Raw genomic sequence first — 23870 nt, 5'->3', positions numbered from 1 at the left:
CCCCTGGGGAGGCTGCGCGCAGCGCATGCCTCAGGGGCGCGGGGAACTGCGCGACCAGCCACGACGCACCCGCAGACGCCCGACAAGTAGCACCTGGCAGACGAGAGGCCCCGATGGACGACCTGGTCATCAAAGACGCCCGCGTGATCGACGGCACCGGCGGCGCCTCCTACCGGGCAGACGTGAGGCTCGCCGCAGGCCGCATCGCCGAGATCAGACCCGAGGGCGCAGGACCTCGCCCCACAGCGCCCCGCACGATCGACGGCACAGGCCTGGCCCTGGCCCCGGGTTTCATCGACATGCACGCCCACAGCGACCTCGCCCTGCTCCGCGACCCGGACCACAGCGCGAAGGCCGCCCAGGGCGTCACCCTGGAAGTCCTCGGCCAGGACGGCCTCTCGTACGCGCCGGTCGACGACCGCACCCTCGCCCAGGTCCGCCAGGCGATCACCGGCTGGAACGGCGACGGCTCCGACATCGACTTCGACTGGCGCACCGTCGGCGAGTACCTGGACCGCCTCGACCGCCAGGGCATCGCGGTCAACGCCGCCTACCTCATCCCCCAGGGCACCGTCCGCATGTACGCCGTCGGCTGGGACGACCGGGACGCGACCCCGGCCGAGCTCGACCACATGAAGCGGCTCGTCGCGGAGGGGATGGAGCAGGGCGCCGTCGGCATGTCCTCCGGGCTCACGTACACGCCCGGCATGTACGCCAAGGACGCCGAGCTGACCGAACTGTGCCGCACCGTCGCCGCGTACGACGGCTACTACTGCCCCCACCACCGCAGTTACGGCGCGGGCGCGCTCGACGCGTACAAGGAGATGGTCGAGCTGACGCGCACCGCGTCCTGCTCCCTCCATCTCGCCCACGCCACCATGAACTTCGGCGTGAACAAGGGGAAGGCCGGCGACCTGCTCGCACTCCTCGACGACGCCATCGCCGCCGGCGCCGACATCAGCCTGGACACGTACCCGTACACGCCCGGGTCCACAACTCTCGTCGCCATGCTGCCCAGTTGGGCCAATGAAGGCGGACCCGACGCGACCCTCGCCCGTCTCAAGGACGACGAGACCGCCGAGCGCGTCCGGCACCACGTCGAGGAGCTCGGCTCGGACGGCTGTCACGGCGTGCCGATCGAGTGGGACACCATCGAGGTGAGCGGGGTGACCGACCCGGGGCTCGTCTCCTGTGTCGGCAAGACGATCGCGCGGGCCGCCGCCGAGCGCGGCGAGGCACCGTGGGTCACCGCCCGCCGGCTGCTGATCAACGACAAGCTCGGTTCGACGATCCTTCAGCACGTCGGCCATGAGGACAACGTCCGCGCGATCATGCAGCACCCCGTGCACACGGGGGGCAGCGACGGCATCCTCCAGGGCTTCAAGCCGCACCCGCGCGCGTACGGGACGTTCCCGCACTACCTCGGCCACTACGCCCGCGACCTGGGCGTGATGTCCCTGGAGGAGACGGTCGCGCACCTCACGTCGCGGCCCGCCGCCCGGCTGCGACTGCCCGACCGCGGCCTGGTCCGCGAGGGCTACCGCGCCGACCTCGTCCTCTTCGACCCGGAGACGGTGGCGGCGGGCTCGACGTTCGAGGCGCCGCGCACCCTGCCCGTCGGCATCCCGCACGTCCTCATCGACGGGAAGTTCGTGATGAAGGACGGCCGGCGCACCGACACCCTCGCGGGGAAGTCGGTGCGCCGGAACGTCAACTCGTAGTCACCACACGGCTGTTACGGCATCGCCGCCTGCCGGGTGCCGCGCCCGATCCGGCCGCGCCAGCCTGAGTCAGGAATTCCCCGCCTTTGCGCGGGGAGCTTTCAATTCGGCCCCTTGGTCGTACCCGACCCCGGTGAGCCATTGCCTCGCCCGGGCTTGTTGTCGGAGTTCCCCCGGGACGGCGATGCGCTGGTGGCGGGTGCCGTGGTCGTCGGCGCCCTGGGGGTGCTCGTGGACGGTGAGCCGGCCGGGCTCGCGTCCTTGCCGGTCGACGCGCTCGGGTGCGCCGAGGGCTTCACCGACGGGCTCGCGTCGGGCGTGGCGCCCTCGGTCGCCTCCGGGTCGGGGCTCGCCGACGGCGGCGCGGAGTGCTCGGCGCGCGGCTGCTTGCTGCCGTCGTCGCCGTCGCCCCAGGGCAGCGGGCCGCCCGAGGGGCTCGACCCGAAGAGGCCGGTGACGACGACGCCGAGGAAGACGACGCAGGCCGCGCCGAGCGCGATGCCGCCGCGGCGCATCAGGCGGCCCCTGCGGCCCGAGCCGTCGACGAAGACGGCGTTGTCGCCGCGCACGTCGGGTACCGCCGCGAGCGGCGCCGGGTCGGGCACGGCGGCCGGGGCGGCGGTGGCCGATTCCTGCCAGCCGTGGACGGTGGCCGGATCGGCGTAGCCGTCGTACGCGCCGACGGCCTGCTGAGGGTCGTAGACGACCTCGGGAACCACCGGGTCGTGGCCTTGGTGGGGGTGCTGCCGGGACATGAGGGCGGATTGTAAGGACTGAGGGGGTCCCGGGGACAGCCGTCGGCGAAACCCCGTCAGACCGGCCATTCCCTCCTCAACGCACCCCATGTGGCCGGAATTGCACGCTGATCCGTGGGCCGGTCGCACGCGTCGACTTGGGGATCGCGTGCTCCCACGTGCGCTGGCAGGAGCCGCCCATGACGATGAGGTCGCCGTGCCCGAGCGGCCTGCGGACGGTCTCGCCGCTGCCGCCGCCGAGCGGGCGGAGCACCAGGTCGCGCGGCGCCCCCACGGACAGAATGGCGACCATCGTGTCCTCGCGGGCCCCGCGCCCGATCCGGTCCCCGTGCCAGGCCACGCTGTCCCGGCCGTCCCGGTAGTGGCAGAGCCCCGCGGTGGTGAACGGCTCGCCCAGTTCCTCGCCGTAGTGGGCGGACAGCGCGTCGCGCGCCTCGGCGAGCACGGGGTGCGGCAGCGGCTCCCCGTCCCCGTAGAACTTCAGGAGCCGCGGCACGTCGACGACCCGCTCGTACATCTGCCGCCGCTCGGCCTTCCACGGGACGCCGTCGGCGAGGTGCTCGTACAGCGCGTCGGCGCCGCTCAGCCACCCCGGCAGTACGTCGATCCAGGCGCCGGCACCGAGCACGGTGCGACGCACGCCGCCGAGCGGGCCGAGCGCCATGTCCCGCCCCTGATCGAAGAGTGACCCCTGAAGCCCTTGGTGCATACGGCCAGCCTACTCCCCTTATCGAACATGCAATCGAATCCGCAGCTCAGGGGGCGGGTCGCGGCGCGGACAGCAGCCACCGCCACCGCCGGAACTCCGTGCCGACCGTGACGGCGGCCAGCAGGGTCACGGCGGTCGCGGCCCACGCCGGCCAGGCCGCCCACGAGGAGACGACCGCCGCGACGAGTTGGAGCAGCACGAGCAGGACCGTGACCCAGCCGGGTACGGCGACCATCACCTGGGCCTTGTCGCCCGGGGTGGCGAAGACCGTCGGGAGGCCGATGAGGACGACGACGGAGAGCGCCGCGAGCCACCACCCGTGGTCCGCCAGAGCCCAGGGCGTGGCCACCCAGGCGATGAGTTCCGTCGTGAACCGCAGCACGGACGCGGCCCGGTCGTCCGGGCGGGTGGACGCGAGCGCGGCATCCGTGCGCCCCGCAGGAGTGTCAGTCACCCGCGGACGGTCCCACACAGCGCGGCCCGCCACCAGAGGCCGGCCGCCACGTCGCGCGGCGTGGCCCACATCACCCGCACCCCGCCGAACCGCCCCATCCAAGCCGCACCCCACCCCCGTACCCGCCAATCCTGAGGCAGCGGGCACCGCGTGCCACCGCATCCGAAACCCCGGGCCGCCCACCCCGCCCATCAGGCGGTAAACCGGGCGCGCCGCCGTGAAACACGCCCGTAAAGTCGGAGCATGCAGCTCATCCAGTCGACCAAGCTCTCCAACGTCTGCTACGAGATCCGCGGCCCGGTTCTCGAGGAGGCGATGCGGCTGGAGGCGGCGGGCCACCGCATCCTCAAGCTGAACACCGGGAACCCGGCGGCGTTCGGCTTCGACTGCCCGCCCGAGATCCTCGAGGACATGCTCCGCAACCTCGGCGACGCCCACGGCTACGGCGACGCCAAGGGGCTCCTGGCAGCACGCCGCGCCGTGATGATGCACTACCAGACCCTCGGCGTGGAGACGGACGTCGAGCACGTCTTCATCGGCAACGGCGTCTCGGAACTGATCGTGATGGCGATGCAGGCCCTGCTCGACGACGGCGACGAGGTGCTGGTGCCCGCGCCCGACTATCCGCTGTGGACCGCCGCCGTCTCGCTCTCCGGCGGCACCGCCGTGCACTACCGCTGCGACGAGCAGGCGGACTGGATGCCGGACCTCGCGGACGTCGAGCGGAAGATCACCGACCGCACCAAGGCGCTCGTGATCATCAACCCGAACAACCCCACGGGCGCCGTCTACAGCGACGAGATGCTGCGCGGCCTCACCGACATCGCCCGCCGCCACAACCTCCTCGTCTGCTCCGACGAGATCTACGACAAGATCCTGTACGACGACACGACGCACACGCCGACCGCGGCCATCGCCCCGGACCTGATGACGCTCACCTTCAACGGCATGTCGAAGGCGTACCGGGTGGCCGGCTACCGGGTCGGCTGGATGGCCATCTCCGGACCGCGCGCGCACGCGGAGTCGTACATCGAGGGCCTGACGATCCTGGCGAACATGCGCCTGTGCGCGAACATGCCGGGCCAGCACGGTGTCGTCGCCGCGCTCAGCGGCCGCCAGACGATCAACGACCTGGTCCTGCCGGGCGGCCGGCTCAAGGAGCAGCGCGACGTGGCGTACGAGCTGCTCACGCAGATCCCCGGCGTGACCTGCGTGAAGCCGAAGGGGGCCCTGTACCTCTTCCCGCGCCTCGACCCGAAGGTGTTCAAGGTCAAGGACGACCGGCAGATGGTGCTCGACCTGCTGCGCAGCGAGAAGATCATGGTCGTCCACGGCACCGGCTTCAACTGGCCGGAGCCGGACCACTTCCGCGTCGTCACGCTCCCCGACACCCGCCAGCTCACGGAGGCCGTGACCCGGATCGGGAACTTCCTGGACGGCTACAGCCAGCCCTGACCGGGGCTCGGGCACGCCGCTACTTTGGACAGGTTCTAATTTAGACAGAATCCAATGTACGATGGAGGCCAAGCTGCCACGCCCGCCCTGGAGGCCTCCATGTACGAGCCGATCCGCACCAAGTCGGTCCACACCGTGGCGGCCGACAGCGGCACCGACTTCCCGCACCGCTCCCGCGAGGAGGAGCTGGACATCCAGCTCGCAGGCCATCTCGCTGCGCTCCTCGCGGTGACCGACGAGCTGCGCCAACTCCCGGCCGCCGACGGGGAGTTGGACGCGGCCTCCGACGAGCTGGCCGCACAGGTCGCCCGGCTGCGGGGCGGCCACACCCCCGCCCGCGCACCGGTCGCCGCCGGGATCCACCCCCATCCTTCGGGCGAGAGGCGCCCCCTGCCCCACGCGACCGCCCTGCACCAGCGCGCGCACGCCCTCGCGGGCCGCGCCCTGGTCGTCGCCGCGTCCCGCGCGGACACCGCCGCCGCGATCCTGGCGGCGCGCCGCATGGAGGCGCACGCGGCCGCCGGGCAGCTGGTATCCGCGTGACGCCCCTCCGGTTGGATACCGGGACGCGGCCTTAACCCTTCGTTCACCGTGGACGCCCGGGAATGTCGGCCTCCGCGAGCACGCTCCCCCTGTGAGACGAATCGCAGGAATGGCCCTGGCCGTCCTCCTGCTCGGCGGTGTGATCACCGCCGTGCTCGCCGGACGAGACGATGACGCCAGGGACGAGAAGAGCACGGCAACGAAGACCGTGCGCATGGTGATCGGTTCGGAGAAGGCCGACTTCTTCGCCGATGCCGCAGTGAAGCGGGCGCTGGCCGCCAAGGGCTTCACCGTGAAGGCCGAGACCTCCGGGTCCTGGGCCATGGAAGGCCTCGACCTCAAGGGGTACGACCTCGCCTTCCCCTCCAGCCAGGCACCGGCCGTCGAACTGGCGAAGCGGTACAAGGTGCGCGGCACGCTGCCGCGGCCCTTCTACTCGCCGCTCGTGGTCGTCGCCCACAAGGGCGCCGCCCAGGTGCTCGCGGCGAACGGCCTGGCCACGCTCGACACCGGCCACCGGGGCACGCTCAAGATGCGCCCCTATCTGGACGCGGCCCGCAAGGACCGCACCTGGCAGCAGCTCAAGGGGGCCGGAAAGTACGGGGAGTTGAGCGGCACGCTCTTCATCTCCTCCACCGACCCGGAGTCCTCCAGCTCGGGCGCCCTCTACCTCGCCGCCACCTCGTACGTGGCGAACGACGGCCGGGTCGTCGCCGACGAGAAGGACCTCGACCGCACCGCGCCGCTGCTGCGCACGCTCATCTCCGTCCAGGGCTCGCAGCAGTCCAGCTCCGACGCCGTCTTCCGTGACTTCGTCAGCGGGGCGGGCAATCCACTGGTGCTCGTCTACGAGTCCCAGGTCGCGGCGCTGCTCGCGGGCGGGCAGACCCCCGACGACCTGGTGGTGCTGTACCCGGACACGACGGTCAACAGCGACCACACGGCCGTCCCGCTCACCGAGAACGGCACGGCACTCGCCCAACTCCTGTCCACGGACACCACGTTGCGCGCGCTCGCGGTGCAGCACGGCTTCCGGCCGCAGGGCGGGGCCGCCGCGTTCGCGTCGGCGGGCACCTATCTGAAGCAGCAGCTGACCGGCGTCCGGCAGGCGCCCGTGCCCACCTCGTCGGTGCTGCACGAGATGGCCCGCCGGGCGCGCGGCTGACGGGGGGAAGCAGAGACATGACCCACACGACACCCGAACAGAACACGCTCACGCTGACCCCGCCCGAGGCGGTCGGCGCCGTCCCCCGAGCGAGCGCGGGCGGCCTGGTCCCCGTGGGCGACGAGGTCAGGGCGGACATGGCGGCGAAGGCCGCGGCGTACGTGGAGAACCTCGCCGCGCTCGACGCCCGCTCCCCCGAGTTCGCCGGCAAGGTCGGCGAGATCACGGCGCTCGGCACGGGCGACATGCGCGCGGCGGCCGCCCAGTCCAACCGGATGCTGGAGCGCACCCTGCGCAGCCTGCCCGACCAGGGCGGCGACGCACAGTCCCATGTCGCCGCGTCGCTGGTGGAACTGCGGCGCGTGGTCGACGACTTGGACCCGCGCGACCTTCCGGCCGCCAAGGGCCGCAAGTTCCTCTCGCGGCTGCCCGGCGGGAACAGGCTGCGCGACCATGTCGCCAAGTACGCCTCCGCGCAAAGCACGTTGAACAGGATCGTGGGCTCGCTGCGCGGCGGGCAGGACGAACTGCGCCGGGACAGCGCGGCGTTGCAGACCGAGCGGGTCAGGCTCTGGGAGACGATGGGCAAGCTCCAGGAGTACGTCGTGCTGACCGAGGCCCTGGACGCGGCCGTCGAGGGGCACATCACCGGTGTCACCGACCCGCAGGCCGCCGACTCGCTCCGCGCCGACGTCCTGTTCCCCGTACGGCAGAAGCATCAGGACCTCCTCACCCAGCTCGCGGTGTGCGCTCAGGGCTACCTGGCGATGGACGTCGTACGGCGCAACAACGAGGAGCTGATCAAGGGCGTCGACCGCGCCGCCACCACGACCGTCTCCGCGCTGCGGATCTCCGTGATGCTCGCGTCCGCGCTCGACCACCAGAGGAAGGTCATCGAGCAGGTCGACGCGTTGCGCGGGACGACCGAGGACCTGATCCGGGGCAACGCCGAGATGCTCGCCACGCAGAGCGGCGAGATCCAGCGCATCGCCGCGGACCCGGCGGTCGGCGCGGAGACGCTGCGCACGGCGTTCCAGCAGATCTACCGGACGCTCGACGCGATCGACACGTACAAGGTGCAGGCCACCGAGGCGATGGCGGCGACCGTGGAGAACCTGACGGCCGAACTCCGCGACGCCGGCGCCTACTTGGAGCGCAGCCGGTCGCGGGGCGCCCTGGACGGGGGGCTCGCGTGAAGCGTGCGCTCACCCTGGCCCTCGTGACGGCGGCCGTGCTGACCGGCTGCACGACGCCCGGGCCCGGGGAGCCCGGGCCCGAAGGGGCCGCGCGGAAGCCGTCGTCCGGCAACGTCCTGCGGATCCTCGCCTCCAGCGAGCTGTCCGACATGGCCCCGGCCCTGGACCGCACCCGGGACCTGACCGGTATCGACGTCGACCCCACCTACATGGGCACCCTGGACGCCGTACAACTCCTCGCCTCGGGGAAGGCCGACGGGAAGTTCGACGCGGTGTGGCTGTCGTCCAACGACTACCTGCGGCTCGTCCCCGGCGCGAAGAAGCGGATCGTCTCCGAGACGCCCGTCATGTCGAGCCCGGTCGCCATCGGCGTCCGCGAGGAGGCCCTCGGCAAGCTCGGCCGGCCGCCGTCCGACGTCACCTGGAAGCAGTTCGAACAGGCCGTCACGGAACGGAAGTTGACCTACGGGATGACGGACCCGGCGCGCTCCCACTCCGGGTTCGCCACGCTGGTCTCCGTCGCCTCCGCGCTCTCCGGCGCCCAGTCGGCGCTCACCGGCGAGGACATCGGCAAGGCCAGGGCCCGGCTGAAGGAGTTCTTCCGGGGGCAGCAGCTGACCTCCGGTTCCTCGGGCTTCCTGGCGCAGGCGTACGTGCGGCGCGGCGACGTCGACGCGCTGCTCAACTACGAGTCCGTGCTCGCCGGCATCCCCGGCCTGACCGTGATCCGCCCGAAGGACGGTGTCGTCACCGCCGACTACCCGCTCTCCTCGCTCGCCGCCGCACCGGCCGCGGCCCGCGAGAACGTGCGCCGGCTCGCCGAGACGCTGCGCACACCGGAGCTCCAGCAGGCGGTCACGTCGAGGACGCTGCGCCGCCCGGTGGTCTCCGGGGTGACCCCGGCGCCGGGGCTCGACACGGCGCGCCGCCGCGAACTGCCCTTCCCCGGCACCAGGTCCACCGCCGACGAGCTCCTCTCCTCGTACGAGAACGAACTGCGCCGCCCCTCGCGCACGGTGTACGTCCTCGACACCTCGGGGTCGATGAAGGGCGAGCGGCTCGCCGCGCTGAAGCGGGCGCTGCACGGGCTCACCGGGGGCTTCCGGGAGCGCGAGGAGGTGACGCTGATGCCGTTCGGAAACGGCGTGAAGTCGGTGCGCACCCACGTGGTCGACCCGGCGGCGCCCCGCAAGGGGCTCGACGCCGTCGAGCGGGACACGGCGGCGCTCACCGCGTCCGGCGGCACCGCCGTCTACACGTCGCTCGAAGCCGCGTACGGGCAGGTGGGCGGCGGGGGCCGGGACATGTTCACGTCGATCGTGCTGATGACGGACGGCGAGAACACGACGGGCGCGAAGGCGGCCGACTTCGACCGGTTCTACCGCACGCTGGGGCGGGCTGAACGGAACACCCCCGTCTTCCCGATCCTGTTCGGCGACGCGTCGCGCGCGGAGCTGAGCGGGATCGCCGAACTGACCGGCGGCCGGCTCTTCGACGCCGTGAACGGCTCGCTGGCCGGCGCCCTGGAGGAGATCCGTGGCTATCAGTGACGTTTCCGAGTTCCTGGCCTCCCGGAAGAACATCGCCGGGAGCGCGTGCGGGCTCGCCGGGCTCGCCCTGACCTTCACGGGCGTCGCGGGCCCATACTGGCCGGTCGTCGTGGCCGGTCTCTACGGGGCGGGCGCGCTGACCGCCCCGCCGGAGCGGCCCGCGCCGCCCGGCTTCCCCGACCCGTCGGCCCGACTCGGCGAGCTGCGCGCCGACTTCGAGCAGCTGCGCGGCTACCTCCGCGAGGTGGACGTGCCGCCGGTCGCGGCCGCCAGGATCGGGGAGATCGACGAGCTGCTCGGCGCCCTCCTCGACCCGGGGTGGGCCGCCGAGCTCCTCGCCCAGGACCCGGAGGCGCTGCACGCGCTGGGCCGGGCGGTGCGCCAGGACGTCCCGGAGGCCGTCGACACGTACGCCCGCACCCGCTGGTGGACCCGGATCACTCCGGGACAGGAACAGCCCGAGCGCCACCTCGACCGGCAACTCGCCCTCGTGCAAGAGGAGTTGACGTCCGTGGCGGCCGCGCTGCGGGAGACCGAGGCGCGCCGCCAGGAGTCCCACACGCGGTACCTGGAGGAGCGGGGCCGGTAGCCGACGGAAGCCACCGGCCCCGCGGTCAGCGCCTGACGGTGACGGTCGCCGAGGCGGTGGACGCCCCGTGCAGCTCGTCGCCCGGCCAACTCACCTTGTACGTCATGGACTTGGTCGTCCGCGGCAGATCACGGACCGTGAACGTGCCGTCCGCCCCGACCTCCACCGCGGGCAGCGCCTGTGTGCCGAGGCGGTCCGTGCGCTCCACGGACAGGGACGCGGCGGACGGCAGGGACGGGCCCGCCGCCGTGAACGTGCCGGTGATCTCGACTCCGCCGCTCCGGGTGGCGTCCGTGGGCGCGGTGAGCGCGATCGTGGTCGGCGCCTTGCCGACCTGCACCGTCCTGACCACGTCCGCGGCCGGCCGGTGGGTGAGGTCGCCCAGGTACGACACCGTGTACGTGGCCTCGCCGACCCGGTCGGGGGCGTCGAGGACGGTGAACGAGCCGTCGGCGGCGAGCTTGACCGGGGTCAGCTCGGTGGTCGTGCCGTCGGCGTCCCTGCGTACGGCGGTGATCTTCGACGGTGTCGCGGGCGCGCCCCCGTCGAACTCCACCTTGCCGCGCAGCGCGACCGGTTCGCCGACGACGGCGCTGCTCGGGCTCTGCGTCAGACCGCCCGTGAAGCGCGCGTCGTACTGCCTGGCGGGCGGCGTGATGACGTGCAGCCAGTACTCGTAGCTGCCGTGGTGGGTGACGGCGAAGAGGCGGGAGCCGTCCGCCGCGAAGGCGAGGCCGCGCGGGACGACCGCGTCACCGTCGAGGCTGCCCTCGAAAGCGAACTCCAGCGGCGCCGTCGTGTCGGCCGGGTCCGCCGGCTGGATCAGCAGGTCGGGCGTCGAGCCGGAGGCGCTCGCGCCCCGCGCCACGTACGTCCCGTCGCCACTGAACGCGACGGCCGAGCCCTTCGCCCCTTCGGGCAGCGCCTGGTACTGGCCGGCCGCGGTCGTGAGGTCGTCGGCGTTCAGCAGCCGTGTCCCGTACGCCGCGTCGGCCACGGCGACCTTGGTGCCGTCGGCGCTGGGCGCGAGGTCCTTGAAGTCGAGCGCGCCCTTGCCGTCGGCGTCGGCGAAGCGGCGCTCGGGGCCGCGCACCGGGTCGTCGGAGTCGGCGCTGAACGCGGTCACGAACGGGTTCGTCGAGGCGCTGGTCAGCTCCTGGGCGGCGTAGAAGCGGTCGGGCGCGGCCGGTCCGCCGCCGAACAGGTGGATCCGCCCGTAGTCGCCCCAGCCGGTGCGCGGCGACGAGCCGCTGGTCCGGTCGAGGTAGGTGTAGCCGGTCGCGCAGTAGCCCGACTGGTACTCGTACTTGGTGGTGTGCCAGACCCGGCCGCCCGCGACGGCGAGCGAGCGCCCGCAGGTGTCGTAGTTGGCGGTGACGTTGGCCGTCTGCTCCAGCGTCGTGGTGTCGAAGCTGAGGATGCCGCCCTTCTGCCCCACGTACAGGGTGGCGCCGTCGGCGCTGACACCGAGGCCCGACGCGAACGTGGGCACGGCGACCGTCGCGACCTTCTTGCCGTCGAAGTCGTAGACGTGCACGGCCGGGTTGGTCGGGTACTCCGCGTCGCCCTCGCTGACGTAGACCCGCTGGTGCGCCGAGTCGACGGCGAGCGCGGAGAAGTTGGTGACCGGCAGCTTCACGGCGGTGTCGGCGGGCGTCGCGGCGAGCGCCTGCGACGCGGTCCCCGTGACCAGTCCGGCGGCGCCGAGCACCCCTGCGACCAGGAGCGCCGCGGTACGTCTGATGTGCTGAGCCTTGCTCAACTATGCCCCCCACAGGCTGAATTGGCGTCTCATCCCCCTCGATGAGCGCACTTGTGAGGCCATTGAAACATGTGAGGAACCTGTGAAGGGCGTTCATGGGCGGGCGCATGCGAACGAGCCCCCGCACGCCGTTGTGCGGGGGCTCGTTCAGGTCCGGCTTCAGCCGAGGCGGGCCACCAGCTTGCGGTATTCGTCCCACAGCTCGGTCGGCGTGTGATCGCCGAACGTGTTGAGGTGCTCCGGTACCAGTGCGGCCTCCTCGCGCCAGACCTCCTTGTCGACGGTGAGCAGGAACTCCAGGTCCGCGTCGGCCAGTTGGAGGCCGTCCGTGTCCAGGGACTCCTTGGTCGGGAGAATGCCGATCGGGGTCTCGACACCGTCCGCCCGCCCGTCGAGGCGGTCGACGATCCACTTCAGGACGCGGCTGTTCTCACCGAACCCGGGCCACACGAAGCGCCCGTTCGCGTCCTTGCGGAACCAGTTGACGTAGTAGATCTTCGGGAGCTTGGCGGCGCCACCTTCTGTCCGCGCGGCGGCCTTGCCGACGCTCACCCAGTGCCCCATGTAGTCGCCCATGTTGTAGCCGCAGAACGGCAGCATGGCGAACGGGTCGCGGCGCAGTTCGCCGACCTTGCCCTCGGCGGCGGCGGTCTTCTCGGAGGCCACGTTCGCACCGAGGAAGACGCCGTGGTTCCAGTCGAAGGACTCGGTGACCAGCGGCACGGCCGAGGCGCGGCGCCCGCCGAACAGGATCGCCGAGATCGGCACGCCCTTGGGGTCCTCCCACTCCGGCGCGATGATCGGGCACTGAGCGGCGGGGGTGGTGAAGCGGGCGTTGGGGTGCGCGGCCGGGGTGCCCGACTCGGGCGTCCAGGAGTTGCCCTCCCAGTCGGTCAGATGGGCCGGGGTCTCCTCCGTCATGCCCTCCCACCACACGTCGTTGTCGTCGGTGAGCGCGACGTTCGTGAAGACGGAGTTGCCCCACAGGGTCTTCATGGCGTTGGCGTTGGTGTGCTCGCCGGTGCCGGGCGCGACACCGAAGAAGCCGGCCTCGGGGTTGATCGCGTAGAGCCGGCCGTCCTCGCCGAACCGCATCCAGGCGATGTCGTCGCCGATCGTCTCGACGGTCCAGCCGGAGATCGTGGGCTCCAGCATCGCGAGGTTCGTCTTGCCGCACGCGGACGGGAAGGCCGCGGCGACGTACTTCGACTCCCCGGCCGGCGGGGTCAGCTTGAGGATCAGCATGTGCTCGGCGAGCCAGCCCTCGTCGCGCGCCATGACGGACGCGATGCGCAGGGCGTAGCACTTCTTGCCGAGCAGGGCGTTGCCGCCGTACCCGGACCCGTACGACCAGATCTCCCGGTCCTCGGGGAAGTGCGAGATGTACTTCGTGGAGTTGCACGGCCACGGCACGTCCTGCTCGCCGTCGGCCAGCGGGGCGCCCAGCGTGTGCACGGCCTTCACGAAGAAGCCGTCGTCACCGAGTTCGTCCAGGACCGCCTGGCCCATCCGGGTCATCGTGCGCATGGAGACGGCGACGTACGCCGAATCGGTGATCTCGACGCCGATCGCGGACAGCGGCGAGCCGACCGGGCCCATGCAGAACGGGACGACGTACATCGTCCGGCCCTTCATCGAGCCGCGGAAGACGCCCTTCTCGCCCGCGAAGATCTCCCGCATCTCGGCGGGGTCCTTCCAGTGGTTCGTCGGCCCGGCGTCCTTCTCCTCCTTGGAGCAGATGAACGTGCGGTCCTCGACGCGCGCGACATCGGTCGGGTCCGAGGCGGCGTAGTACGAGTTGGGGCGCTTGATCGGGTCGAGCTTCTTGAACGTTCCCTTGGCGACGAGCTCCTCGGCGAGCCGCTCGTACTCGGCCTCGGAACCGTCGCACCAGACCACACGGTCCGGCTGCGTCAGTTCCGCGATCTCGTTGACCCACGAGATCAGTTCCTGGTGGTTGGTCGGGAGGGTGCCCAGGGCGGGAGCCGCGATGTCGCGCGCCACGATCGCTCCTAAATGAGGATGTTGAGTTGGGTGCCCCGTGGGGGCCGCGACCCGGACGCTGCGCCTCCCGTTCCACTGAAACGTCAGTGAGCGCTCATCCGGTGCCGACCACACTCATTTGATCATCCGACCGTTTCGCCCATCTGTCCAGGGGGCTTCACACCTGAGCGGAGTGAGGATCGCCACTCGTTTCCTGCGGATTAGGGATCAGAACGCCGCGCCCACCTGGGGTTAACCCCAGGTGAGATCTGACGCCCGCCATATCCAGGACCTACGGGGGCGTAGGTACGATGCCTGGATGAGCGTTGCCGCAGAGCAGACCGAAGTCGTCGCCACCGAGCCGCCGTTGCTGAAGCCGAGAATGCGGGGCTGGCTGCACGCCGGCATGTTCCCGGCCGTCCTGATCTCGGGCATCTTCCTCACTGCCCTCGCCGACTCCACGCGGGGCCGCATCGCCTGCGCCATCTTCTCGCTGACCGCCTGCCTCCTGTTCGGCGTGAGCGCGCTCTACCACCGGGGCAACTGGGGCCCGCGCGCGGACGGCGTACTGCGCAGGCTCGACCACGCGAACATCTTCCTGATCATCGCGGGAACGTATACGCCGCTGACGCTCCTGCTGCTGCCCGACTCCAAGGGCGACGCGCTGCTGTGGAGCATCTGGGCGGCGGCCGCGGCGGGCATCGCCTTCCGCGTCTTCTGGGTCGGCGCCCCGCGCTGGCTCTACACGCCGTGCTACATCGCGATGGGCTGGGCGGCCGTCTTCTTCCTGCCCGACTTCCTGCGCACGGGCGGCATCGCGGTGCTCGTCCTGGTCGTCGTGGGCGGGCTGCTGTACAGCGCGGGCGGCGTGATCTACGGCATCAAGCGCCCGAACCCGTCCCCGCGCTGGTTCGGCTTCCACGAGGTGTTCCACTCGCTCACGCTGGCCGCCTTCATCGTGCACTACGTCGGAATCTCCCTGGTGGCGTACCAGCACGCCTGACGCTCCCACCCCACTCCCCCGAGGCCGCGGCTCACGCCGCGGCCTTTTTCGCGTTCCCTGAGAGCGCCTCGTTATTGACAGACACACCGAACTGAGAGCTACTCTCATTTCATGGTTACTGTCACTCGGCAAGTGGAATCGCGCCTGGATCCCCGGCGCTGGTGGGCCCTGGGGGCCCTGGTCGCGAGCATGCTCGTGCTCGGTTTCGACATGACGATCCTCAACGTGGCGCTGCCGACGATCGCGGAGGACCTCGGCGCCACCACCGGTCAGCAGCAGTGGACGGCGGACGCGTACATCGTCGTGTTCGCCGCGCTGATGCTTCCGGCCGGGCTGCTCGGCGACCGGTTCGGGCGGCGCCGGATGCTCATCGCCGGGCTCGGCGTCTTCCTCGCCGCCTCCCTCGTGGGCGCCTTCGCCGGCGACGTCGCCCAGGTCATCGCGGCCCGCGCCCTGATGGGCGTCGGCGGGGCGCTCGTGATGCCGCTCGCCATGTCCGTGGTGCCCTCGCTCTTCCCGCGCGAGGAGCAGACCAAGGCCATCGGCATGATCTCGGCGGCCTCCGCGCTCGGCATGCCGCTCGGCCCGATCATCGGCGGCTGGCTCCTCAACCACTTCTGGTGGGGCTCGGTCTTCGTCCTGAACGTGCCGATGGTCGCCATCGGCATCACCGCCTGCCTGTTCCTGCTCCCGGAGAGCAAGGACCCGGCCGCGCCCCGGGTCGACATCGTCTCCACCGCCCTGACCGCGCTCGGCCTCGGCTCCCTGATCTACGCGATCATCGAGGGCCCGGCGAAGGGCTGGAGCGACCCCGTCGTCATCGGCGGGTTCGGCGCGGCCGTCGTCCTGCTCGGCGCCCTCGTCCTGCGCGAGCGGCGCAGCGAGCGCCCCATGCTCGACCTCTCGCTCCTGTCGCACCGCGGCTTCCTCAGCAACACCGTCGCGGCGACGCTCGGCATGTTCGTCATGTCCGGCGTGATGTTCCTGCTGCCGCAGTACCTCCAGGCCGTGCTCGGCACCGACTCGCTCGGCACCGGCGTACGGATGGTCCCGCTGATGGGCGGCATGCTCGTCGCGGCGAAGCTGGCGCAGCCGCTGGTCGTCACGTTCGGGGCGCGGGCGGTGATCGTCGTGTCCCTGGTGGTGCTCGCCTTCTCGGCGTTCCTCGGCGCACGCACGACCGTCGACTCCGGCTACGGCTTCACGGCGCTGTGGCTGTCGCTCGCCGGTGTCGGTATTGCCTTCGCGATGATCCCCGCGATGGGCGGCGCCCTCGGCGCGCTCGCCAAGGACCGGGCGGGCCGCGGCGCCGGGCTGCTCAGCACGGTGCGGCAGACGGGCAGCGCGCTCGGTGTCGCCCTGCTCGGCGCGCTCGTCGCCGGCGCGTACACGGCGAAGCTCAGCACGGCGGGCCTGCCGGGCGCCGCGGCGGACGCGGCGCGCGACTCGGTCATCGGCGCCCATGTGGTGGCGGGCGAACTCGGCGACCGGGCACTGACGGCGTCGGCGAACTCCGCGTTCGTCCACGGCATGGACCTCGCCCTGGTCGTCATCGGCATCGTCTCGCTGGCCGCCGCCGCGCTCTCGGCGGTCCTGATGCCCGGCCGCCCGGGCCCGGCCGAGCCGGCCGTCGCCGACCCGGAGGTGGCCCCCGTCAGGACGGATGCCTGACAATGGTGGTCATGGCCGCCTCAGCACAGACGACCCCGGAGCCCCGGCTCGGGCTCCGGGAGCGCAAGAAGCTCAAGACCCGCATCGCGATCCGCGAGGCGACGTACCGGCTCATCCTGGAGCAGGGGTACGACGCCACGACGGTGGAGCAGATCGCCGAGGCCGCCGAGGTGTCGCCGTCCACGGTCTTCCGGTACTTCCCGACCAAGGAGGACATCGTCCTCACGGACGAGTACGACGCGGTCCTGGAGGAGCAGCTGCGCTCGCGTCCCGCGGACGAGTCGGTCGTCGACTCCCTCAAGCACGTGATCTCCGAGGCCGTGAACCTCGGCTTCACCGACGACCCCGAGGTGTCCCGGCTGCGCTCCCGGCTCCAGCTGGAGGTGCCCGCGGTGCGCTCGCGGATGATGGAGTCGATGTCCGTCACCGGTCAGATGCTGTGCCGGGTCATCGCCGAGCGCACCGGCCGCGACGCGGGCGACCTGGAGGTACGGGTCTTCGCGATGGCCCTGGTGGGCGCGCTCATGGAGACGACGCTCTACTGGGCCGAGCACGAGCACGAGGAGGAGCTGCGGGACCTGGTCGGCCGCGCGCTCGACACGTTCCAGAACGGCCTGGCCCACTGAGCCACCCGGGTCGGACCGCGCGTCCCTGAAACAGCGCACGAAGTGCGTGCGCTGTTTCAGGGACGCGGAGAACTGCGCGACCAGCCCCCACCGGACCGGCACCCGACAGCACAACCGTCATCGGGCCGACGAGAAGTCCCCCCGCCCACAGGCGACCCCGTCCCGATTCCGGTCCAACCTCAACGGGTCATCCCGCCCGTTCACCTTCAACGGCCCGTAGTCCTGCCGCTTCAACCAGGCGCACCGGGACCGGACGCCGGCCGGGAACACCGTAGGCACGCACACATTCACGGACCCGTAGTGCCGGTCGCACCCGGAGACCGTAGGGCTGACCGGCGCCGAAGACCGCTGCCCCCGAACCGCCTTGGGCTCGGCCGCAAGCTCCCCGGCGAACTCGTGCACATGCGCGTCGGGCGCGGAGGCAGCCAAAGCGTCCGGCCCCGTCAGATGCACCCACCGAGCCACCGAGGGCACCCCGTTCGCGTCCACCGCGAAGAGCATGTACCACCCGGGCGGCGCCATGTTCGGGTTCGACGTCACGTTCAGGTCGACGTTGTTCCCGTCCACGGACAGCGGCAGATCCACGTACCGCTGGTTCGGGTCGGAGGAGTGCGTCACCGCGGCCGGACGGATCAGCTCGGCCTTGGCGATGGGCCGGTCGACCGTGATCCGCTGCGTGTCCCCGTACTTCCACTCCTGGTCGATGACCGACGTGATCGACGGGCGCGCGCCCTTGAGCAGGTACGGCGGTGTGTAGAGGGAGACGTTGTGGTTCCAGGTGCCGTTGCCCGGGTTGTCGCCGGTCGTCATGACGCGGCCGTCGGGCAGCAGGAACGCGGAGGAGTGGTAGCCGCGGGCCTCCGGGTCGGGCGCGACCGGGTCGAAGGTCGTCGTCGCCGGGTCGAAGATCGACGACTCGTAGACCGGGTTCGCGCGGTTGTGGAGGGCGCCGCCGGTCTCCAGGACCTTGCCGTCGGGCAGCAGGACGGCGGAGACGTACATCTTGCCCTGCGCGCCGGTCTCGGGCTGCGGCCCGTTCCCCAGGTCGACCTTCCCCTGCGGAAGTTGGGGCCCGGCCACGTACGACGGGTTCGCGGCCTTCAGGTCGATGATGTCGACGAGCCGGTTCGCGTCCGGGTTGGAGTCGATGTTGCCGCCGCCCATGGTGAGGACCTTCTGGTCCTGCGCCGGGGGCAGCAGCACGCTCGCCGACTGGTCGCGCTGGTCCTTGTTCTGGAGGCCCGGCACGTCGGTGACGGTGTTCTTGTCGTAGTCGTAGACGGACGATCCGGTGCCCGGGGTGCCGTTGCCGAAGACGTGGCTGCCGGAGTAGAAGAGCCGGCCGTCCTGCATGAGGATCATCGACGGGTACAGGCCCCAGTACGACCAGGTCTGGTTGACCTGCGTCATCGGCAGCCACTGCCCGGTGGACGAGTCGAAGCGCTCGGCGGTCACCGACCCGGTCGAGTCCTCGCGCAGACCGCCGAAGGACATGACGTCGCCGTCGCCCATGACGGTCGCGGACGGGTACCAGTGACCGTCGTTCATGTCGTTGGTCTTGCTGTACGTCTCGGTCGCCGGGTCGAAGATGTACGAGTCCTTGAAGCCCTCGTAGCCGTGCGAACCGTCGGCGGCCGGGAAGGCCTTGTTGCCGCTCATGACGAGGACGCGGCCGTCGGCGAGCTGGACGTGGCCCGCGCAGAACATGTCCTTGGGCGTCGGGATCTGCTTGTACGTGCCGGTCGCCGGGTTGTAGACCGCCGACGTGAACGTGCCGGCCTTGAACATCTCCTCGCTGTTGCCCGAGCCCGCGATCAGCAGGACCTTGCCGTTGTTGAGGACGACCGAGTGCATGGAGCGGACCGGGTTCTGCGTGGGCAGGACCTGCCACTTGCCGTTCGCGCACTCGTCGGCGGTGCCGGTGCAGACGGGGTCGGGGACCGGATCGGCGACCTGTTCCATCGTGTAGTCGTCGGTGGTCGCGGAGCCGGTTCCGTAGACGGAGACGCCCCAGCTGATCCGGTCGGTCCCGGCGGGCACCTCCGGCGTACGGACGCTCGCCTGCGCCCAACCGCCGCTGATCGGCAGCGTCTTGAGGTCGGTCCAGTACTGCCAGCCCGCCGTCTTGTCGTGCCGGAAGAGGGTGAGGGACGTGTCGGGTGTCGTCGACTTGTACCAGAGGCCCAGGTCGTACTGCTTGCCGACGCCGACCGGCGGCGCGCAGGTGTCGGACTCGGTGATGAGCGCCTTGCGGTCGCCGCTGACCCGGCGGATCAGCTCGACCTTCATGGCCTTGGAGCCGGTGTGCGCGTCGGAGGTCGCGGTGAACGAGAAGTCGTTGTCGCCCCAGCCGGACTTCTCCCAGCAGGACGGCATGTCGCCGGTCCCGGCCGTCTCGAAGCCGGGGTTCTTGATGAGGTTCGCGGCGGACGCGGGCTGGGGCACCGCCATGAGCAGCGAGGCGGCGAGGGCCACCACGCCGGTCAGTGCGGTGCGGCGGTTCGTTCTCATGCGGCGGCTCCCTCGGTGGTCTGCGTGGCCTTCTTCGCGTAGACGAGCGCTTCGGTCCCCATGAAGCGCAGGACGAACGTGGTGACGAGGGCGAGAGCCGTCGCGGACACCACTGCGAGCCCCAACTCCCTTACGAACAGGGCGATCAGCGGGATGCGCAGCACCAGGTCCGCGTTGGCGAGCAGCGCGAAGCGGGCCGTGCGGTCGGCCCAGTGGCGGTGGCGCCGCCGGTCGCGGAAGAGGAGGCCCTCGATGAGCAGGAAGTTCCAGGCGACGCCCGCCTGGTTGGCGATGATCTCGGCGGGCAGGTAGTGCACGCCCAGCTGAGTGAGGCCCCACAGGGCGCCGAGGTTGGGCACGAAGCCGGTCAGGCCGATGAGGCCGAAGACCAGCATGCGGGCGGCCGGTGACGCGGTGCGCAGCGCGACCATGTGACGCAGGCAGCGCAGCACCTCACGGATCCCGGCCTTGGACGTGCCCGCGTACCGCTCCTGGAACGCGAACGGCACTTCGCTCACCCTCAACAGGCCGCAGCGCACGGCCAGTTCGAGCAGGATCTTGTAGCCCAGCGGCCGCAGGTCGTCCGTCCGCACGGCCGCGCGGCGGATCGCGAAGAAGCCGCTCATCGGGTCGCCGATGCCGCGCAGGGCGCGTGGGAAGAGCCCCTTGGCGAGCCAGGTGAGGACGCGGGACCCGGCGACACGGTGGCCGCCCGCGAGGCCGGCCCGGCTCGCGCCCTTCGCGTAGCGGCTGGCGACGACCAGCTGGACGCCGTCGCGCTCGCCGTGCTCGACCAACTCCGGTACGAGGGACGGCGGATGCTGGAGGTCGCCGTCCATCACGACGACCCAGTCGGACGTGGCGGCCCTGATGCCCTCGACGACGGCGCCGCCGAGGCCGCCGTCCGGTGCGTCGCGGTGCAGGACCGTCACCGGGAACGGGCAGTCCTTCGCCGCCTCCCGGACGACGTCTGCGGTGTCGTCGGTGGAGTCGTCGACGAAGACGACCTCGCAGGGCAGCCGCCCCGGCACCGATTCGGTGATCCGGCGCAGCAACTCCCGTACGTTGTCCCGCTCGTTGAAGGTCGGTACGACGACGGTGACGGCGCCCGGCTCGGGCACCTCGGCGGCGTCGATGCGGGGCTCCACCCCGGACTCGGGATGAGAGGTCATCGCGCGGCCCCCTCCGCCCGTACCTCACGGATCTCGATCCGGTCGGCGCCCTCGCCGAAGGTGGCGACCGGCGCCGAGTGCTTGAGCGCGTCACGCACCTGCGGCAGGTCGGCCGCGTCACGGCGGACCGTCGGCGAGGCGACGACGTAGTCCACGTCCCGCCAGCCGTGCGGCATCGTCCTGGCGACGGCCGGGTCGAGGTCGGCCTTGTAGAACCAGATGGCGCCGCGTCCGGGCTCGTATCCGGCGTGGACGAGGTCGAGCCAGAGCGCGTCGTCGACGAGGACGCGGGTATGGGCCGGGTCCTTCACCTTCGTCGCCATCCAGGCGGCGGCGCCCCGGTAGGGCGCGTTCGCGTCGACGGTCATCGCGGTGCGGTCCCCGTCGTACCAGCGCGGCACGACGAACCCGGCGGCGCAGGCCGCGAGGACCGCGACCGCCGTGATCCGTACGCCCTTCGGCCCGCGCCCCCGGTTGAGCAGCGCGTGCGCGACGCCCGCCGCCGCCCCCGCGAGGACGAGCGCGAGGAACGGCAGGGCCTGGACCGCGTACATCGCGGGCAGGTAGCCGGACGGCCGCAGCGCGACCAGGGCGAGCAGCGCGACGGCCAGGGCGGGGCCCGCGAGCGCCCGCGCCGTCACCGACCAGCGCAGCACCACCAGCAGGAACAGGGCCGCCGCGAGCCCGCCGATCGGCAGGACCCTGTCGTAGTACAGCCAGGAGTGCAGTACGCCGTACGAGCCCGAGCCCGGGTCGAGGATGAAACCGGAGCCGGGCCGGCTCATCTGGTAGGTGATGCCGTCCCACAGCGAGACGTGCCCGCCGCCGGGGAACAGCTCGCCCTTGAGCAGGGCGAAGAGCGGGTACGAGAGGCCGACGAGCGCGCACGCGGTGATCGCGCCGGTCAGCGCGAACTTGCGGGTCGCCGGATGCCCGTGCCGCCACATCGTCACCAGGAGCGCGGGCAGCAGCACGAGCATCGTCTCTTTGCTGAGCACGCCCGTCGCGGCCGCGAGGCCCGCCGCGAAGTGGTGCCACAGGTGCCGGTTCGGGGACGCGGCGAGGCAGAACGCGAGGAGCATCCACATCACGGCGATGTTGTCGAGGAAGATCTCCCGCTGGAGGACGACGGAGAGCGGTGAGAGCCCGAACAGGACCATGGCCAGGCCGGCCGCCCACATCGGAAGCCGCAGCCTGCGCGCGAGGACGTACAGCAGGACGGCGCTCGCGGCGCTGACCCCGAGCATGATCAGCCGCATCGTGCCGACCGTCATCGCGGACGGGTCGGCGAGCGAAGGCAACCAGCTCACCGCCGCCAACTGGAGCCAGCCGAGCGGCGGATGGTCGTACCAGTACGTGTAGTGCGCGAGGCCCTTGCCCTGCTGCACGGCCCACGCCTGGGCGAGGTAGGTGCCCTCGTCGTCGCTGAACCCCGGGTACCCGGCGATGTTCCAGCCCTGCACGAGGACGATCGCGGCGAGCAGCGCGCCGCACAGCGCGAGATCGGCCGGTGAGCTGCGGAACCGTACGGCACGCTGCGGCGTGCGCAGGCGGGCGGGGACAGGTGTGCTCTGCGCGACGGGCTTGGAGCTGCCCGCCGCGGGAAGGGTCGCGGTCACGCGAGGACGTCCTCTCGGGCCGGAATCGGGCCGGGCTCGTCGAGGTGAGCTCCCGTATGGCGGGTCAACTCCCAGTCGCCGTGCCCGCGTTGCTCACGCCAGACGGCACGGATCGCCGCTCCCGCGAGCAGCACCTGGTAGAACGGCCCGCCCACGATGAGCTTCAGGTAGTGCGGCAGGCGCACCTTCAGCCCGTACTGCTTGCCGAAGTCGTGCAGGCCGACGACCTCGAAGACGAACGTCACGAACGCGGTGACGGCCGGCAGGAAGGTGACGAAGGCGATGCCGACGGGCACGTCGACGAGGACCGCGACGGCGATGTTCAGCGGGATGATCAGCCCGGTGAACGCCTGAAGGAACGGCGTCATCAGCGTGTACCGGGCGAGCAACCGCTGCCGGAACGTGGGCAGTTGCTTCCAGTCCTTCTTCCGGTAGACCTGGAGGAAGCCCTGGTTCCAGCGGGTGCGCTGCTTGAGGAGCGAGACCAGCGTGCCCGGCGTCTCCTCACGGGTCACCATGTCGGAGTCGTACGCGACGACGACCTTCTTGCCGGTGCTCGACAGGCGTACGCCCAGGTCGCAGTCCTCGGCGAGGCACTCGGGGTCCCAGCCGCCGGCCTCGCGCAGCACATCGGTGCGCACGAAGACGGTGTTGCCGCCGAGCGGGATGAACCCCTTCTGCGCGTGCAGGTGAAGGCGGGAGCGGAACCAGAAGAAGTACTCCAGGCAGTTGCGCAGCGCGTACCAGCTGGAGTGGAAGTTGATCAGCTGGACGCCGCCCTGCACGACGTCGGCGCCGGTCGAGCGGAAGGCGTGGTCGACGTGCGCGAGCAGGTCGTGGTGGACCTGGTCCTCGGCGTCGAAGACCCCCACGACGTCGCCGCGGCAGTGCGGCAGCGCCGTGTTGAGCGCCTTGGGCTTGTTCTTCCTCGCGTGCGTGTCCACGACGACGCGTACACGCGGATCGCGGGCGGCGGCCTTCTCGGCGACCTCCGCGGTCTCCGGGTCGTCGTGCCCCACGACGACGATGATCTCGAAGTCACGGTGCCCGGACTCCAGGAGACGCTGAATGGTGTGATCGAGCACCGCCTGCTCGTGCCGGGCCGGCAGCAGCAGCGAGAAGGACAGAGCCCCGTGATCGTCGGGGCTCCCGAAGCGGGTGGAGGCGAGCACTTCCGGCGTGCGCCAGGCGTGCATCTGCCACCACAGGGTGAAGGCGGCCATCCAGAACAAGGCCAGTGAGACGGCCGCCACTAGCGCAGCGCTGAGCACAGCGCCGACCTCGGACGCGAACAAGCAGATCCCCCCAGATCTTCCCGGCTCCCCCAGGTGTGACGACCCGTCACACCCAACACCGATGCATCGAAGAATATGGGGAAACTGTGAA

Annotated in this window: 19 protein-coding genes; 10 read left to right on the top strand and 9 right to left on the bottom strand. The window is 71.2% G+C overall.

Going from position 1 to position 23870, the window contains the following annotated elements; genetic code table 11:
• Window positions 1-113 precede the first annotated feature (113 nt).
• Window positions 114-1721: a D-aminoacylase gene (locus tag AB0L37_RS34225; protein WP_365514562.1), complete on the top strand. Its 1608-nt coding sequence runs from the start codon at window positions 114-116 to the stop codon at window positions 1719-1721.
• A gap of 101 nt (window positions 1722-1822) precedes the next feature.
• Here AB0L37_RS34225 and AB0L37_RS34220 read toward each other — a convergent pair whose 3' ends face one another.
• The 3 genes from AB0L37_RS34220 to AB0L37_RS34210 all read right to left on the bottom strand — a co-directional run bounded on the left by AB0L37_RS34220 (window position 1823) and on the right by AB0L37_RS34210 (window position 3639).
• Window positions 1823-2476, bottom strand: coding sequence for a hypothetical protein (locus tag AB0L37_RS34220; protein ID WP_365514559.1), 654 nt, complete (start codon window positions 2474-2476; stop codon window positions 1823-1825).
• A 76-nt stretch (window positions 2477-2552) separates the two neighbouring features.
• Complete coding sequence (locus AB0L37_RS34215; RefSeq protein WP_365514556.1) at window positions 2553-3185, bottom strand: alpha-ketoglutarate-dependent dioxygenase AlkB; 633 nt, start codon at window positions 3183-3185, stop codon at window positions 2553-2555.
• 46 nt (window positions 3186-3231) lie between these two features.
• Window positions 3232-3639, bottom strand: coding sequence for a hypothetical protein (locus AB0L37_RS34210; RefSeq protein ID WP_365514553.1), 408 nt, complete (start codon window positions 3637-3639; stop codon window positions 3232-3234).
• Between the two features lie 243 nt (window positions 3640-3882).
• Here AB0L37_RS34210 and AB0L37_RS34205 point away from each other — a divergent pair, with 243 nt between their 5' ends.
• The 6 genes from AB0L37_RS34205 to AB0L37_RS34180 all read left to right on the top strand — a co-directional run bounded on the left by AB0L37_RS34205 (window position 3883) and on the right by AB0L37_RS34180 (window position 10137).
• Window positions 3883-5094 carry a pyridoxal phosphate-dependent aminotransferase gene (locus AB0L37_RS34205; RefSeq protein WP_365514550.1) on the top strand — a complete coding sequence of 404 codons (1212 nt, stop codon included), beginning with the start codon at window positions 3883-3885 and terminating at the stop codon, window positions 5092-5094.
• Window positions 5095-5193: 99 nt separating this feature from the next.
• Entirely contained in the window at window positions 5194-5637 is a 444-nt protein-coding gene (locus AB0L37_RS34200) for a hypothetical protein (protein WP_365514547.1), read from the top strand.
• Window positions 5638-5728: 91 nt separating this feature from the next.
• Window positions 5729-6802 (top strand): hypothetical protein, encoded by a 1074-nt coding sequence (locus AB0L37_RS34195; protein ID WP_365514544.1) that lies wholly within the window; start codon window positions 5729-5731, stop codon window positions 6800-6802.
• Between the two features lie 17 nt (window positions 6803-6819).
• Window positions 6820-7998 (top strand): toxic anion resistance protein, encoded by a 1179-nt coding sequence (locus AB0L37_RS34190; RefSeq protein ID WP_365514541.1) that lies wholly within the window; start codon window positions 6820-6822, stop codon window positions 7996-7998.
• Window positions 7995-9548, top strand: a complete 1554-nt coding sequence (locus AB0L37_RS34185; RefSeq protein WP_365514538.1) for an extracellular solute-binding protein — start codon at window positions 7995-7997, stop codon at window positions 9546-9548. The genes AB0L37_RS34190 and AB0L37_RS34185 overlap by 4 nt, the downstream gene beginning before the upstream one ends.
• Entirely contained in the window at window positions 9535-10137 is a 603-nt protein-coding gene (locus AB0L37_RS34180) for a hypothetical protein (protein WP_365514535.1), read from the top strand. The genes AB0L37_RS34185 and AB0L37_RS34180 overlap by 14 nt, the downstream gene beginning before the upstream one ends.
• A gap of 25 nt (window positions 10138-10162) precedes the next feature.
• Here AB0L37_RS34180 and AB0L37_RS34175 read toward each other — a convergent pair whose 3' ends face one another.
• Both AB0L37_RS34175 and AB0L37_RS34170 read right to left on the bottom strand, forming a co-directional pair.
• Window positions 10163-11899 carry an Ig-like domain repeat protein gene (locus AB0L37_RS34175; protein WP_365514532.1) on the bottom strand — a complete coding sequence of 579 codons (1737 nt, stop codon included), beginning with the start codon at window positions 11897-11899 and terminating at the stop codon, window positions 10163-10165.
• Window positions 11900-12058: 159 nt separating this feature from the next.
• Window positions 12059-13903: a phosphoenolpyruvate carboxykinase (GTP) gene (locus AB0L37_RS34170; RefSeq protein WP_365514530.1), complete on the bottom strand. Its 1845-nt coding sequence runs from the start codon at window positions 13901-13903 to the stop codon at window positions 12059-12061.
• A gap of 298 nt (window positions 13904-14201) precedes the next feature.
• Between AB0L37_RS34170 and AB0L37_RS34165 the strand changes: the two genes are divergently transcribed.
• From AB0L37_RS34165 to AB0L37_RS34155, 3 genes are all read left to right on the top strand, one after another.
• Window positions 14202-14885, top strand: a complete 684-nt coding sequence (locus tag AB0L37_RS34165; protein WP_365514527.1) for a hemolysin III family protein — start codon at window positions 14202-14204, stop codon at window positions 14883-14885.
• A 111-nt stretch (window positions 14886-14996) separates the two neighbouring features.
• Window positions 14997-16556 (top strand): DHA2 family efflux MFS transporter permease subunit, encoded by a 1560-nt coding sequence (locus AB0L37_RS34160; protein ID WP_365514523.1) that lies wholly within the window; start codon window positions 14997-14999, stop codon window positions 16554-16556.
• Between the two features lie 11 nt (window positions 16557-16567).
• The gene (locus AB0L37_RS34155) at window positions 16568-17182 is read left to right on the top strand and encodes a TetR family transcriptional regulator (RefSeq protein WP_365514521.1); all 615 of its coding nucleotides are present in this window, start codon (window positions 16568-16570) and stop codon (window positions 17180-17182) included.
• A 117-nt stretch (window positions 17183-17299) separates the two neighbouring features.
• On the opposite strand, the gene AB0L37_RS34150 is transcribed toward AB0L37_RS34155, so the two are convergent.
• The 4 genes from AB0L37_RS34150 to AB0L37_RS34135 are packed head-to-tail and all read right to left on the bottom strand — an operon-like array spanning window position 17300 to window position 23755.
• Entirely contained in the window at window positions 17300-19693 is a 2394-nt protein-coding gene (locus AB0L37_RS34150) for a galactose oxidase-like domain-containing protein (protein WP_365514518.1), read from the bottom strand.
• A complete protein-coding gene (locus tag AB0L37_RS34145; protein ID WP_365514515.1) occupies window positions 19690-20865 on the bottom strand; it encodes a glycosyltransferase family 2 protein in 1176 nt (391 codons plus the stop codon). Before AB0L37_RS34145 ends, AB0L37_RS34150 begins: the two co-directional genes overlap by 4 nt.
• Window positions 20862-22484: a phospholipid carrier-dependent glycosyltransferase gene (locus tag AB0L37_RS34140; protein WP_365514512.1), complete on the bottom strand. Its 1623-nt coding sequence runs from the start codon at window positions 22482-22484 to the stop codon at window positions 20862-20864. The genes AB0L37_RS34145 and AB0L37_RS34140 overlap by 4 nt, the downstream gene beginning before the upstream one ends.
• The gene (locus AB0L37_RS34135; RefSeq protein ID WP_365514508.1) at window positions 22481-23755 is read right to left on the bottom strand and encodes a glycosyltransferase; all 1275 of its coding nucleotides are present in this window, start codon (window positions 23753-23755) and stop codon (window positions 22481-22483) included. Before AB0L37_RS34135 ends, AB0L37_RS34140 begins: the two co-directional genes overlap by 4 nt.
• Between the last annotated feature and the right edge of the window lie 115 nt (window positions 23756-23870).

The organism is Streptomyces sp. NPDC052225 (assembly GCF_040679615.1).
Lineage (GTDB): Bacteria > Actinomycetota > Actinomycetes > Streptomycetales > Streptomycetaceae > Streptomyces.
Note: the sequence above shows the minus strand (reverse complement) of the source record. Positions and strands in the feature narration are given on the sequence as shown.

What these genes read in the sequence shown, in the direction of transcription:
- AB0L37_RS34190 (WP_365514541.1), top strand. Translation starts at nt 6,820, where the DNA reads ATGACCCACACGACACCCGAACAGAACACGCTCACGCTGACCCCGCCC.
- AB0L37_RS34165 (WP_365514527.1), top strand. Translation starts at nt 14,202, where the DNA reads ATGAGCGTTGCCGCAGAGCAGACCGAAGTCGTCGCCACCGAGCCGCCG.
- AB0L37_RS34205 (WP_365514550.1), top strand. Translation starts at nt 3,883, where the DNA reads ATGCAGCTCATCCAGTCGACCAAGCTCTCCAACGTCTGCTACGAGATC.
- AB0L37_RS34160 (WP_365514523.1), top strand. Translation starts at nt 14,997, where the DNA reads ATGGTTACTGTCACTCGGCAAGTGGAATCGCGCCTGGATCCCCGGCGC.
- AB0L37_RS34220 (WP_365514559.1), bottom strand. Translation starts at nt 2,476, where the DNA reads ATGTCCCGGCAGCACCCCCACCAAGGCCACGACCCGGTGGTTCCCGAG.
- AB0L37_RS34145 (WP_365514515.1), bottom strand. Translation starts at nt 20,865, where the DNA reads ATGACCTCTCATCCCGAGTCCGGGGTGGAGCCCCGCATCGACGCCGCC.
- AB0L37_RS34155 (WP_365514521.1), top strand. Translation starts at nt 16,568, where the DNA reads ATGGCCGCCTCAGCACAGACGACCCCGGAGCCCCGGCTCGGGCTCCGG.
- AB0L37_RS34200 (WP_365514547.1), top strand. Translation starts at nt 5,194, where the DNA reads ATGTACGAGCCGATCCGCACCAAGTCGGTCCACACCGTGGCGGCCGAC.
- AB0L37_RS34150 (WP_365514518.1), bottom strand. Translation starts at nt 19,693, where the DNA reads ATGAGAACGAACCGCCGCACCGCACTGACCGGCGTGGTGGCCCTCGCC.
- AB0L37_RS34225 (WP_365514562.1), top strand. Translation starts at nt 114, where the DNA reads ATGGACGACCTGGTCATCAAAGACGCCCGCGTGATCGACGGCACCGGC.
- AB0L37_RS34215 (WP_365514556.1), bottom strand. Translation starts at nt 3,185, where the DNA reads ATGCACCAAGGGCTTCAGGGGTCACTCTTCGATCAGGGGCGGGACATG.